Below are 12,996 nucleotides of genomic sequence, written 5' to 3' on the forward strand. Positions count from 1 at the left end.
TCCCCGGACGAGGACAGGGCGCCCGATGCGCCCCGCGGGGAATTCCGCGGCGGTGCTCCCGGTTGTTGGAGCATCCGCCTGTGACCCGTATGGGGCGTTTTTTGACGTCTCCTCACGGGCCGGACCAAGTTTCAGACGTTACGCGGCTGTCAATCCAGTCAGACGCGTGGTGCTACCGAGGAGGCCCCATCAGCGCCGAGCCCCGCATCAACGACCGGATTCGCGTCCCCGAGGTGCGACTCGTCGGTCCCAGTGGCGAGCAGGTCGGCATCGTGCCGCTTGCCAAGGCACTGGAGCTTGCGCAGGAGTACGACCTCGACCTGGTCGAGGTGGCGGCGACCGCGCGCCCGCCGGTCTGCAAGCTCATGGACTACGGCAAGTTCAAGTACGAGTCGGCCATGAAGGCCCGTGAAGCGCGCAAGAACCAGGCGCACACGGTCATCAAGGAGATGAAGCTCCGGCCGAAGATCGATCCGCACGACTATGACACCAAGAAGGGTCATGTCGTCCGGTTCCTCAAGCAGGGCGACAAGGTCAAGATCACGATCATGTTCCGCGGTCGTGAGCAGTCGCGCCCGGAACTGGGCTTCCGACTGCTGCAGCGGCTCGCCGACGACGTCCAGGACCTGGGCTTCGTGGAGTCCTCGCCGAAGCAGGACGGCCGCAACATGATCATGGTTCTCGGTCCGCACAAGAAGAAGACCGAGGCGATGGCCGAAGCCCGCGAGGCGCAGGCCGCCCGCAAGGCCGGTCGCCTGCCGAGGGACCCCGATGATCAGGAGCAGGAGTCGGAGGAGGAGCACGTGCAGGACGCTCCCGCCGACGCCAGCTGACGCCGTCTGACGGCGTTCGCCAGGACCCGGAGTTCCGCTCCGGGTAACGCAATGAAGGACTGACGCTCTCCGTCCGCTCCAGGGCGGACGGGAGGGCCAGCGACGAGGAGACTACGGCGCATGCCGAAGAACAAGACCCACAGCGGTGCGAGCAAGCGATTCAAGATCACCGGCTCCGGCAAGGTGATCCGCGAGCGCGCCGGCAAGCGCCACCTGCTTGAGCACAAGCCGTCGACGAAGACCCGTGCCCTCACCGGCACTGTCGTCCTGGCCAAGCCCGACGCCAAGAAGATCAAGAAGCTTCTCGGCAAGTGACGGCACGCCCCCTTCGACCAGGGGGCGCGATGTTGGACCGGGACCCATTCGTTTTCGGGCCGTGTGAGCACCCCCACGGTCCCTTAGAAGGAGTTATCTAGTGGCACGCGTCAAGCGGGCAGTCAACGCCCAGAAGAAGCGCCGGGCGATCCTCGAGCAGGCCAGCGGTTACCGCGGCCAGCGTTCCCGCCTGTACCGCAAGGCGAAGGAGCAGGTCACCCACTCCCTCGTCTACAACTACAACGACCGCAAGAAGCGCAAGGGCGACTTCCGTCAGCTGTGGATCCAGCGCATCAACGCCGCTGCCCGCGCCAACGGCATCACCTACAACCGCTTCATCCAGGGTCTGAAGGCCGCCAACGTCGAGGTCGACCGCAAGATCCTCGCCGAGCTGGCCGTGAACGACGCCAACGCGTTCGCCGCGCTGGTCGAGGTGGCCCAGAAGGCCCTGCCGAGTGACGTCAACGCCCCCAAGGCGGCCTGACCCACGCTCTTCCGGACCCGCAGGCCGTGTGCCTGCGGGTCCGTGCTGTGTCCCGGAGCGCCGCGCCGCGCGTCCGGCCGGACCCGACCGAAGTGAGTGCACCCCCATGCCCGGCCCCGAGCTGACCTCCCTGCGATCCCCCCGCGTCGTCGCCGCGCGGCGGCTGGCCAAGCGCAGCTTCCGCGGCAAGGAGCGGCGCTTCCTCGCCGAGGGCCCGCAGGCCGTGCGCGAGGCCATGGCGCACCTGGTCGAGGTCTACGTCACGCCCGAGGCCGCCGCCCGGCACGAGGGGATCGTCGCCGCGGCCCACGCCGCCCGGGTGCCCGTGTTCACCGCGACCGACGAGGTCGTCGCGGAGATGTCGGACACCGTCACCCCGCAGGGGATCATCGGCCTGTGCCGCTTCCTGGACACCCCGTTCGAGGAGATCCTGCGCGCCCGGCCCAAGCTCGTCGCCGTCCTGGCCCACGTGCGCGACCCCGGCAACGCCGGCACCGTGCTGCGCTGCGCGGACGCCGCCGGGGCGGAGGCGGTCGTCCTCACCGACGCCTCCGTGGACCTGTACAACCCCAAGGCCGTACGGGCCTCCGTCGGCAGCCTCTTCCATCTGCCGGTCGCCGTCGGCGTCCCCATGGAGGCGGTGGTCGACGGCCTGCGCGGGGCGGGCGTCCGGCTGCTCGCCGCCGACGGCGCGGGGGAGCGCGACCTGGACGCCGAACTGGACGAGGCCACGATGGGCGGCCCCACGGCCTGGATCTTCGGCAACGAGGCCTGGGGTCTGCCGGAGGAGACCCGCGCACTCGCGGACGAAGTGGTGCGCGTCCCCATCCACGGCCGCGCCGAGAGCCTCAACCTCGCCACGGCCGCCGCCGTGTGCCTCTACGCCTCCGCCCGCGCGCAGCGTGCTCCCGGAGGGTGCCGCACCGTAACAATGAGCTAGTAGTGTGACGCCCTCGGGGACCGCCTTGGAGAGGGGGTTACGGGGATGGACGTCAGGACGACCGGCGGCACGCCGCCGAGCGCGCTGGAGGGCTGGCCGACTGTCCTGACCGAACTCGGCATCACGCCCGACGAGCTCCCGGACGGCCTCGTCGTCGCCGACGAGCACGGACTCGTCCTCTGCTTCAACGCCGCCGCCGCCCGGATCACCGCGCTCGACCCCGCCGACGTCCTCGGCCGCCCCCTCGAGCAGGCGCTGCCCCTGGAGGACCTGGACGGACGCCGCTGGTGGCAGCTCACCGACCCGTACGCGGGCCTGGCCACCCGCACCGGGCAGCCCGAGCGCAACCTGCTGCTCCCCGGCGGACGCGAGGTGCTGGTCTCCGCCAGGTACGTCCGCGACCACCCCACCGGCCCGGTGCGCCGACTGGTCGTCGCGCTGCGCGGCACCGAGGCGCGGCGGCGCACCGAGCGCAGCCACGCCGAACTGATCGCCACCGTCGCGCACGAGCTGCGCTCCCCGCTCACCTCCGTCAAGGGCTTCACCGCCACCCTGCTGGCGAAGTGGGAACGCTTCACCGAGGACCAGAAGAAGCTCATGCTGGAGACCGTCCACGCCGACGCCAACCGCGTCACCCGGCTGATCGCCGAGCTGCTCGACATCTCCCGCATCGACTCCGGCCGACTGGAGGTGCGCCGCCAGCCGGTCGACATCGCCGCCGCGGTGCGGCGCCACGTGGACGCCCTCGTCGCCGCAGGACAGCCCGCGGACCGCTTCGCCGTACGGGTGACGGAGTCGCTCCCGTCGCTGTGGGCCGACCCCGACAAGGTCGACCAGATCCTGGGGAACCTGCTGGAAAACGCCGTGCGCCACGGCGAGGGAACTGTCACCATTGACGTAGCACCTTCGTCGTCACCGCGCGAGCGCGGATGGTCCGGAACGGCAGTGACCGTGAGCGACGAGGGCCCCGGCATCCCGGAGGAGTCCATGAACCGCGTCTTCACCCGCTTCTGGCGGGGCAGCAAACGCGGTGGCACGGGCCTGGGCCTCTACATCGTCAAGGGCATCGTCGAGGCCCACGGCGGCACGATCACGGTGGGTCGCGCGCCCGGGAAGGGCGCCCAGTTCCGATTTATCCTGCCCGTCGGGGCGCCGGCCTTCACGGTCTGAGCATCGCGTGGTGATCCACCGGCCCCGACGGGCGTGACCAGCCTTTCCCCGTGGCCCCGATAGACTCGACCCTTGGCATTCAGCGGTCGGGCAGGCAGGTCGGCCACGCCATCACCCACATCGGAACGGGAAGAAATGTCGGCACCGAACAAGTCGTACGACCCTGTCGAGGTCGAGGCACTGAAACCGGAAGAGATCGAGCGCCGGCGCGACGAGGCGCTCGCCGCGATCGCGGAGGCCGCCGACCTTGACGCGCTGCGCGAGGTCAAGGTCGCGCACACCGGGGACCGCTCGCCGCTCGCCCTGGCCAACCGTGAGATCGGCGCACTGCCGCCGCACGCCAAGGCGGACGCGGGCAAGCGCGTCGGCCAGGCCCGCGGCACGGTCAATCAGGCGCTCAAGGCCCGGCAGGAGGTGCTGGAGAGCGAGCGCGACGAGCGTGTGCTGGTCGAGGAGGCGGTGGACGTCACCCTGCCGTACGACCGTGCCCCGCGCGGCGCCCGGCACCCGCTGACCACGCTCTCCGAGCGCATCGAGGACGTCTTCGTGGCCATGGGCTACGAGGTGGCCGAGGGCCCCGAGGTCGAGGCCGAGTGGTTCAACTTCGACGCCCTCAACATCTGGGCGGACCACCCGGCCCGCACCATGCAGGACACGTTCTTCGTCGAGGGCGACAAGCCCGCGGGCTCCGGCCCGGAGGAGAGCGGCGTCGTGCTGCGCACCCACACCTCCCCGGTGCAGATCCGCTCCCTGCTCGACCGCGAGCCGCCGGTCTACGTGATCTGCCCCGGCCGGGTCTACCGCTCCGACGAGCTGGACGCCACCCACACCCCGGTGTTCAACCAGGTCGAGCTGCTCGCCGTCGACGAGGGCCTGACCATGGCCGACCTCAAGGGCACCCTGGACCACATGGTCCAGTCGCTCTTCGGCGAGGACATCACGACCCGGCTCCGCCCGAACTACTTCCCCTTCACCGAGCCGTCCGCCGAGATGGACATGGTCTGCTACGTCTGCCGCGGCGAGTCCGTCGGCAACCCGGACCGTCCCTGCCGCACCTGCGGCAGCGAGGGCTGGATCGAGCTCGGCGGCTGCGGCATGGTCAACCCCCGGGTGCTCACCGCCTGCGGCGTCGACCCGGAGAAGTACAGCGGCTTCGCCTTCGGCTTCGGCATCGAGCGCATGCTGATGTTCCGTCACAACGTCGAGGACATGCGAGACATCGTCGAGGGTGACGTGCGCTTCACCCTTCCGTTCGGGATGGAGATCTGATGCGGGTCCCGCTTTCTTGGCTGCGGGAGTACGTCGACCTGCCCGCCGGCGAGTCCGGCCGCGACGTCCAGGCCAAGCTCATTTCCGCCGGCCTCGAGGTCGAGACCGTCGAGCAGCTCGGCGCCGGGCTCAAGGGCCCGCTGGTCGTCGGCAAGGTGCTCACCATCGAGGAGCTGAGCGGCTTCAAGAAGCCGATCCGCTTCTGCACCGTCGACGTCGGCACCGCGAACGGCACCGGCGAGCCGCAGGAGATCGTCTGCGGCGCGAGCAACTTCGCCGTCGGCGACAAGGTCGTCGTGATCCTTCCCGGTGGCGTGCTGCCCGGTAACTTCGAGATCTCCGCGCGCAAGACCTACGGCCGCAACTCGCACGGCATGATCTGCTCCGCCCGCGAGCTCGGCATGGGCGACGACCACGACGGCATCATCGTGCTGCCGCCGGAGCACGAGGCCGGCACCGACGCCATAGAGCTCCTGGAGCTCGTCGACGAGGTGCTGGACATCGCGGTCACCCCGGACCGCGGCTACTGCCTGTCCATGCGCGGCGTCGCCCGCGAGGCCGCCATCGCCTACGGTCTGCCGCTGCGCGACCCGGCGCTGCTCGACGTGCCCGGCCCGAACTCCTACGGCTACGAGGTGCGGGTCGCCGACCCGGTCGGCTGCGACCGCTTCACCGCGCGCACCGTCACCGGGCTCGACCCGGAGGCCGGCTCGCCGATCTGGCTGCAGCGCAGGCTGCAGAAGGCCGGCATGCGCCCGATCTCGCTCGCCGTGGACGTCACCAACTACGTGATGCTGGAGCTGGGCCAGCCCCTGCACGCCTACGACCGGCACCGCATCGAGGGCGCCATCGGCGTCCGCCGGGCCCAGCCGGGCGAGAAGCTGACCACGCTCGACGGCCAGGTCCGCGTCCTGGACGCCGAGGACCTGGTGATCACCGACAACCGCGGGCCGATCGGCCTGGCCGGGGTCATGGGCGGCGCCAACACCGAGATCGACGACACCGGCGCCTCGACGACCGACGTCGTCATCGAGGCGGCGCACTTCGACCCGGTCGCCATCGCCCGCACCGCGCGCCGCCACAAGCTGTCCTCCGAGGCGTCCAAGCGCTTCGAGCGCGGCGTGGACCCGCAGGCCGCGGCCGCCGCCGCGCAGCGCACCGTCGACCTGCTGGTACTGCTCGCGGGCGGCACCGCCGAGGCGGGCGTCACCGAGGTCATCGCGCCCTCGGCGCCGCACACCCTCACGATCCCCGCCGACCACCCGGACAAGGTGGCGGGCATGGCGTACGGCCGCGAGACCGTGGTGCGCCGGCTGCAGCAGGTCGGCTGCGACGTCTACGGTGCCGACGAGCTGATCGTCACCGTGCCGTCGTGGCGGCCCGACCTGCGCGACCCCAACGACCTCGCCGAGGAGGTCATCCGGCTGGAGGGCTACGAGAACCTGCCCTCCACCCTGCCGAACCTGCCCTCCGGCCGCGGTCTGACCGAGTCGCAGAAGCTGCGCCGCCGGGTCGGCCGGGCGCTCGCCGGGGCCGGCTACGTCGAGGTGCAGAACTACCCGTTCCTCGGCGAGGCCGTCTTCGACCAGCTCGGTCTCGACGCGGACGACCCGCGCCGCATCACCGTCAAGCTGGCCAACCCGCTGTCGGACGAGGAGCCCGCGCTCCGCACGTCCATGCTCCCCGGCCTGCTCGGCGCGCTGCGCCGCAACGTCGGGCGCGGCGCGCACGACCTCGCGCTCTTCGAGACCGGACTGGTCTTCCGCCCCAGCGGCGAGGAGCCCGCGCCGCCGCGGCTGCCGGTCGACCGGCGCCCGACCGACGCCGAGATCGCCGCCCTGGACGCCGCCCTGCCGCGGCAGCCGCGGCGCGTCGCCGTCGTCCTGGCCGGAGCCCGTGAGCAGGCCGGCTGGTGGGGCGAGGGCCGTCCCGCGGGGTCGGCCGACGCGATCGAGGCGGGCCGGATCGTCGCCCGCGAGGCCGGGGTCGAGCTGATCGTCCGCCAGGACCAGCAGGCACCCTTCCACCCCGGCCGCTGTGCCGCGCTCCTCGCGGTCGTCGACGGCGAGGAGGTGCTGGTCGGCAACGCCGGCGAGCTGCACCCCCGGGTGATCAAGGCGCTGCACCTGCCGGAGCGCACCTCCGCCATGGAGCTCGACCTCGACCGCCTGGAGCGGGCCGCCGGCGGCCCGGTCGTCGCGCCCCGTGTGTCCACCTTCCCGGTGGCCACCCAGGACGTCGCCCTGGTCGTGGACGCCTCCGTCCCGGCCGCCGAGGTGGAGGGCGCCCTGCGCTCCGGCGCCGGCGAACTGCTCGAATCGCTGCGGCTGTTCGACATCTTCACCGGTGAGCAGATCGGCGCGGGCAAGAAGTCGCTGGCCTACAGCCTGCGCTTCCGCGCCCCGGACCGTACGCTCACCGCGGAGGAGGCCTCCGCGGCCCGTGACGCCGCCGTCGCCGCCGCGGCGGAGAGCACGGGAGCGGCCCTGCGCGGCGCCTGAGGCGCACGCATGCGGGGCCCTGTGGGGCGCCCCCGGTCCGCCGGGTGCGCCCCACCGGCGTTCCTGCCGGTCACGTAGCCCGATCGGGTGAAATGGCTCCACTGGGTATCCGGTTCGTCGCGCCGAGTCGCCACAATCGATCGCGAACCAGGGCCCACTCGACGCGGGGGCTGTGTCGTCGCCGACCGCGTCAACGGCTTCAGGGGGAGCCCCGAGGCATGATCCGACCCAGGGCAGTGGGCCGCCCGAGCGGCCACAGGGCGCGGGGGCTGGCGCTCCTGTCGTTGCCGGGGCTGTGGGTGGCCGCGGTGCTGGGCCTGGTCTACGCGGTGCCGGGGGGAGTCCAGTGGGTGCCGGCCGTGGTCGCGGCCCCCGTGATCGCCTGCGCCGGGACGGGACGCCGCCGCTGCGTCCTGGCCAGCGGCGCGCTTGCCGTGGCGGCCGTCGCGGTGCCGGACACCGGGCAACGGCTCGGCACCGAGGTCGCCGTCCTCGCCGTCCTCGCCGTCTGCTTCCTGCTCGTCGACCGCAGGGCCCGGCTCGCCGCCGAGCTCGACCGCACCCGGGAGATCGCCCTCGCGGCCCAGCAGGTGCTGCTGCCCCCGCTGCCGCAGCACGTCGACGGCCTCGCGGTGGCCGGCGACCACCTCTCGGCCAGCCGCGGCGCCCGCGTCGGCGGCGACCTGTACGAGGTGCTCGCCACGCCCCACGGGGTGCGCGCGGTCATCGGCGACGTGCGCGGCCACGGTCTCGAGGCCATCGGCACCGTCGCCGCGCTGCTGGGCAGCTTCCGGGAGGCCGCGCACGACGAGCCTGAGCTCGCCGGCGTGCTCCGGCGCCTGGACCGGGCGCTCCACCGGCACCTGCGGGGGCGTTCGCACGCCGCCGAGGAGTTCGTGACCCTGATGCTGCTCGAACTGGGCGAGGACTGCGACGTCCAGGTCATCAACTGCGGCCATCCGCAGCCGTACCTGCTCTGCCCCGGCCGCCCCGGGCACCTGCGCGCCCATCCGCTGGAGGCCGGCGAACCGTTCCCGCCGCTCGGCCTGTTCGACCCCGGTCCCGGTACGAAGGCCGTCCCGTGCGGTGAACTCCTGCCCGGCCAGGCGCTGTTCCTGCACACCGACGGCGTGATGGACGCCCGGGACGCCGCCGGGGAGTTCTTCCCCCTGGTGCCGGCCCTGGAGGGGGCCGCCCAGGCGGCCGCCCGCGGCGGCGTGTTGTGCGCGCGGTCCCTGGTCGACGGGGTGCGGGCATCGTTCCTGCGGCACACGCGGGGGCGGCTCACCGACGACATGGCGCTGCTCGTGCTCCACCGGGACGCCTCCAGGGTGCCCGCCCAGACGGGCGCCGCCCCCACCGCAACCGGGGTTCCCGGAGTGCCGCGCCCTTGATCCGGCCCAATCCTTGGTAAACCTGGGTCGATCCCCGAGCGAAACGCCCATTGCTCGTATACCGGCCAGAACGAGGAGAGGGGCAGGCATGGCAACCTCCACCGTCACCGGAGCCGAACTGTCCACGCCCACGGGAGAACTGATCGCCGTGGTCGGCCCGCCCGGGCCGCAGCGCTCGGCCCTGCAGCTCGCCCTCAACAGCGCACCCTGGAGCCGGGGTCCGTCCGTCACGACGACCGTCATCAGCCGCGGCGCGTGGAGCGAGCTGCGGCGCGTGGCGGCCGCGGGGATCACGGTCGTCGCGGCGTGCGACAGCGCGGTGGCCGCGGATGCGGGGGCGCACCGTGTGGTGCTTCTGCCTCATCCCGATGGGGTTGCCTGACCCCGTGTCGCCGTGTGCGGGTCGTTTGCGCCCCGGGGTGCCCCTTGCGGCCTGTCGTTCGGGTGCGGGTTGTTTGCGCCTGCGGCGGGCGGGGAAACCGCCCGCCGCAGGCGCAAACAACCCGCACACAACAGCCGGCCGCAAGGGGTGACACGGGGCAACCCGGAGGGCGACGTGACTGCGGCCATTGACAAGGCAGTTGGGCAAACGTTGTCATGAGCATATGCCGTCCCTGATCGGGCGTCGGGAGATCCTCGACCATGCCCGGACACAGCTGACCGCCGGTCCGGGTGTACTGCTCCACGGAGCGGCCGGGATCGGCAAGTCCGCCCTGCTCGCGGCGCTGACCGACGAGGTCCCGCCGGGAGGCTCCGTGCTGCGGGCGGTGCCCGTCGAGGAGGACGCCAAGCTGCCCTTCGTGGCGCTGATGGACCTCTTCGCCCGCGTGCCGGAGGAGTACGTCGACGGGCTGACCGCGGGGCCACGGGCCGCGCTGCGGGCGGCGCTGCTGCGGGGGCACGAGCCGGTCGCGACGCAGAGCCGGCTGGCGGTGCGCGACGCGGCCGTCGAGCTGCTGCGGGCGCTCGCGGCGGCCGGCCCCGTGCTGATCGTCGTCGACGACCTGCAGTGGCTCGACGTGCCCAGCGCGGAGGTCCTGTCGCTCGCGCTGCGGCGGCTCCCGCCGGGCGAGGGCGTGCGCTTCCTGGCCGCCGAGCGGGTCGTGGAGGGCGAGGAGCCGCCCGGGTTGCGGTGCTGCCCGCCGGGCACCACCGCGCTGCTCGTGCCTCCGCTGTCCGACGGCGACGTGGCGGAGCTGCTGCTGGACGACACCGGGGCGGAGCTGCCCGAACGCGCCGTGCGGGCCGTCCAGGACACGGCCGCGGGCAATCCGCTGTACGCCCTCGAACTCGGCCGCGCCCTGCTGCGGGACGGTACGCCCTTCGAGGCCGGGGACGTGCTGTCCGTACCGCCGCGGCTGCGCGACCTGCTGCTGGACCGGGTGCGGCTGCTGCCCGCCTCCGCCCGGCAGACGCTGCTGGTCGCCAGCGCCGCGGCCCGCCCCACGCTGCCGCTGCTCGGTGCCGCGGGGATCCCGGACCCGGAGGGCGACCTGGGCACCGCGGAGAGCCTGGGGGTCGCCGCGGCCGACGCCGAAGGAACGATTCGCTTCCAGCACCCGCTGATCCGGGCCGCCGTGTACACCGACGCCCCCGAGCACGGCCGGCGCACCGCGCACAAGCTGCTGTCCCGCGTGGTCCCCGAGCCCGTGGAACAGGCGCGGCACCTGGCCCTGGCCCACCCGCACGCCGATGAGGCCACCGCGGCCACGCTCACCGCCGCCGCCGGGTCCGCGCGCCGCCGCGGCGCCCCCGCCACCGCCGCGGAACTGGCCGCCCTGGCGGTGCGCCGTACCCCCGAGGACCGCCCGGCCGAGCGCGCCGACCGGCTGCTGGCCGCGGCCGAGTACGCCAGCGACGCCGGGCTGCGGGGGGACGCCGACCGGGCCGCGGAGACCGTGCTCGCCGAGGCCGCATCCGCCCGGCAGCGGGTACTGGCCCGGCTGATCATGCTCGGCAACGCCGGTCAGGCGCTCGGCGCCGCGGGCCGCCTCATCTCGGACGGCCTGGTGGAGGCCGAGGGGCATCCCGAGCTGGAGGCCCGGCTGCACCACTGGGCCGCCCTGCGGCACCTCATCTGCGGGCGGCCCGCGCAGGCCTCCGCCCACGCCCGCCGGGCCGCCGACATCGCGGTCCAGGCGGGCGCCGTCGACACCCGCGTGGCCGCCCTGGCGCTGCTCGCCCGGCTGCACGCGCTGCACGGCGAGGCGGGGGCCGCCGAGGCAGCGCTGGGCGAGGCGTTCGGCCTCCCGGTGGCGCCCGACGGGCCCGGCGCCCGCGAACTGGTGCGCACCCGCGCGATCCTGGCCGCCGACGCCGACCGCATCACCGAGGCGGAGGGCGAGGTGGCCGGTCTCCTGGGCAGGACCGGCGAGTACGCCTCGGTCGAGGAGACCGCCGCCACGCTGGTGGCGCTGATCCGCATCCAGGTGCGGTCCGGACGCTGCCGCGAGGCCCTGGACAACGTCGCCCGCTGCGCCGTGCTCCCCGTCAGGGCCGGCAGCGACTCACCGCCGGTGCTGTACGCCGCCGCGCTCGCCGAGACCGCCGGGGGGCGCCTGGAACGCGCGTTGGAGCTCGCCGACCGCACCATCCGGGCCTGCATGACCGACGGGGACCAGCTCTTCCTGCTGCGGGCCCTGGGCGTCCGCGGCCGGGCGCAACTGCTGGCCGGTGGGCGGGAGAACACCGCGGCGGCCGTCGAGACCCTGCGGCAGGTGCGCAGGCTGGGGGAGACGATGGGCATCGCCGACCCGGTGATGCTGCGCTGGTACGGGGACCTGGCCGAGGCGACCGTCATCCTCGGTGACACGGACTCCGCCGCCGAGATCCTGCGCGCGGCGCGCCGCCGCGCCGGGGCCCGGCCCTCCGCCAGCGTGCAGTCCGCCCTGGACCGGGCCGAGGGGCTGCGCGACTGCGTGCTGGGCCGTTCCAAGCGGGGCGTCACCCGCATCCAGGCCGCCGCCGACCGCCTGCGGGGCCGTTCGCTCCCCATCGACCTCGCCCGCACGCTGATCGTGCTGGGTGCCGCCGAGCGCCGTCCGCGGCGGGCGCCGGCGGCCCGGGGCGCCCTGGTCGAGGCCCTGGAGATCAGTTCCGCGGTCGGCGCCGCCCCGGTCGAGGCCCGGGCCAGGGCGGAACTGGCCCGGCTCGACGCGCGGCGGGAGACGACGGCGCGGACGCCGAACTACACGTAGTCGTAGAAGCCGTGGCCGCTCTTGCGGCCCAGCCGGCCAGCGTCGACCATGCGCTGGAGCAGCGGGGGAGCGGCGTACAGCGGCTCCTTGAACTCCTCGTACATCGAGTCGGCGACCGAGGCCACGGTGTCCAGCCCGATCAGGTCGGAGAGCTTGAGCGGGCCCATCGGGTGGGCGCAGCCCATCTCCATGCCGTTGTCGATGTCCTCACGGCTGGCGATGCCGGTCTCGAACATCCGGATCGACGACAGCAGGTACGGGATGAGCAGCGCGTTGACCACGAAGCCCGCGCGGTCCTGGGCCCGGATCGGGTGCTTGCCCAGCACGTCGGTGACGAGCTTCTCGGCGCGCACCAGCGTCTGGCCGTCGGTGGTGAGGGCGGGGATCAGCTCGACGAGCTTCTGCACCGGCGCCGGGTTGAAGAAGTGGATGCCGAGCACCTGCTCCGGGCGGGAGGTCGCCACGGCGAGCTTCACCAGCGGGATGGAGGAGGTGTTCGAGGCCAGGATCGCGTCGCGGCGGGTCACCACCTGGTCGAGCACCTGGAAGATCTCGGTCTTGACCTGCTCGTTCTCGACGACGGCCTCGATGACGAGGTCGCGGTCGGCGAAGTCGCCCAGGTCGGTGGTGAAGGAGAGGCGCTCGAGCGCGGCGTCGCGCTCCTCCTCGGTGATCTTGCCGCGTTCCGCAGCCTTCTGCAGCGAGCTCGTCAGCCGCGTCCGGCCCAGCTCCAGGGCCTCGCCGGTGGTCTCCGCCACCCGGACCTCCAGTCCGGCCCGGGCGCACACCTCGGCGATACCCGCGCCCATCTGGCCACAGCCCACCACACCGACATAACGGATGTCGTCGTTCAACGCCCAGCCTCTCCCTGATCGCGAGATGGAGACCCGGAC

General features: G+C 73.2%; 11 protein-coding genes. 10 read left to right on the forward strand and 1 reads right to left on the reverse strand.

The annotated features are described in order from the left end of the window. Nucleotides 1–152: 152 nt before the first annotated feature. From infC to ACFYYN_RS17050, 10 genes are all read left to right on the forward strand, one after another. Nucleotides 153–833, forward strand: coding sequence for a translation initiation factor IF-3 (gene infC, locus ACFYYN_RS17005; RefSeq protein ID WP_500330684.1), 681 nt, complete (start codon nucleotides 153–155; stop codon nucleotides 831–833). Nucleotides 834–953: 120 nt separating this feature from the next. Then, nucleotides 954–1,148 carry a 50S ribosomal protein L35 gene (rpmI, locus tag ACFYYN_RS17010; RefSeq protein WP_018564306.1) on the forward strand — a complete coding sequence of 65 codons (195 nt, stop codon included), beginning with the start codon at nucleotides 954–956 and terminating at the stop codon, nucleotides 1,146–1,148. Nucleotides 1,149–1,248: 100 nt separating this feature from the next. Then, nucleotides 1,249–1,632, forward strand: a complete 384-nt coding sequence (gene rplT, locus ACFYYN_RS17015) for a 50S ribosomal protein L20 (RefSeq protein WP_018564305.1) — start codon at nucleotides 1,249–1,251, stop codon at nucleotides 1,630–1,632. 106 nt (nucleotides 1,633–1,738) lie between these two features. Next, a complete protein-coding gene (locus ACFYYN_RS17020; RefSeq protein ID WP_500546446.1) occupies nucleotides 1,739–2,572 on the forward strand; it encodes a TrmH family RNA methyltransferase in 834 nt (277 codons plus the stop codon). Nucleotides 2,573–2,617: 45 nt separating this feature from the next. Then, nucleotides 2,618–3,742: a sensor histidine kinase gene (locus ACFYYN_RS17025; RefSeq protein WP_500330598.1), complete on the forward strand. Its 1,125-nt coding sequence runs from the start codon at nucleotides 2,618–2,620 to the stop codon at nucleotides 3,740–3,742. A 135-nt stretch (nucleotides 3,743–3,877) separates the two neighbouring features. Next, nucleotides 3,878–5,011: a phenylalanine--tRNA ligase subunit alpha gene (gene pheS, locus ACFYYN_RS17030; protein ID WP_499510888.1), complete on the forward strand. Its 1,134-nt coding sequence runs from the start codon at nucleotides 3,878–3,880 to the stop codon at nucleotides 5,009–5,011. Then, nucleotides 5,011–7,512: a phenylalanine--tRNA ligase subunit beta gene (gene pheT / locus ACFYYN_RS17035; RefSeq protein ID WP_500546447.1), complete on the forward strand. Its 2,502-nt coding sequence runs from the start codon at nucleotides 5,011–5,013 to the stop codon at nucleotides 7,510–7,512. The genes pheS and pheT overlap by 1 nt, the downstream gene beginning before the upstream one ends. Before the next feature lie 218 nt (nucleotides 7,513–7,730). Beyond that, nucleotides 7,731–8,906: a PP2C family protein-serine/threonine phosphatase gene (locus ACFYYN_RS17040; RefSeq protein ID WP_500546448.1), complete on the forward strand. Its 1,176-nt coding sequence runs from the start codon at nucleotides 7,731–7,733 to the stop codon at nucleotides 8,904–8,906. A gap of 88 nt (nucleotides 8,907–8,994) precedes the next feature. After that, nucleotides 8,995–9,288, forward strand: coding sequence for a hypothetical protein (locus tag ACFYYN_RS17045; RefSeq protein ID WP_499510885.1), 294 nt, complete (start codon nucleotides 8,995–8,997; stop codon nucleotides 9,286–9,288). Between the two features lie 223 nt (nucleotides 9,289–9,511). Next, nucleotides 9,512–12,103 carry an AAA family ATPase gene (locus ACFYYN_RS17050; RefSeq protein ID WP_500330593.1) on the forward strand — a complete coding sequence of 864 codons (2,592 nt, stop codon included), beginning with the start codon at nucleotides 9,512–9,514 and terminating at the stop codon, nucleotides 12,101–12,103. Here ACFYYN_RS17050 and ACFYYN_RS17055 read toward each other — a convergent pair. Continuing rightward, on the reverse strand, nucleotides 12,094–12,957 hold the full coding sequence (locus tag ACFYYN_RS17055) for a 3-hydroxybutyryl-CoA dehydrogenase (protein WP_500330591.1): 864 nt from the start codon (nucleotides 12,955–12,957) through the stop codon (nucleotides 12,094–12,096). The genes ACFYYN_RS17050 and ACFYYN_RS17055 overlap by 10 nt on opposite strands. Nucleotides 12,958–12,996: the final 39 nt, after the last annotated feature.

Origin of the sequence: Streptomyces sp. NPDC001902 (assembly GCF_042891295.1) — a bacterium.
In the GTDB taxonomy this organism is placed as follows: Bacteria; Actinomycetota; Actinomycetes; order Streptomycetales; family Streptomycetaceae; genus Actinacidiphila.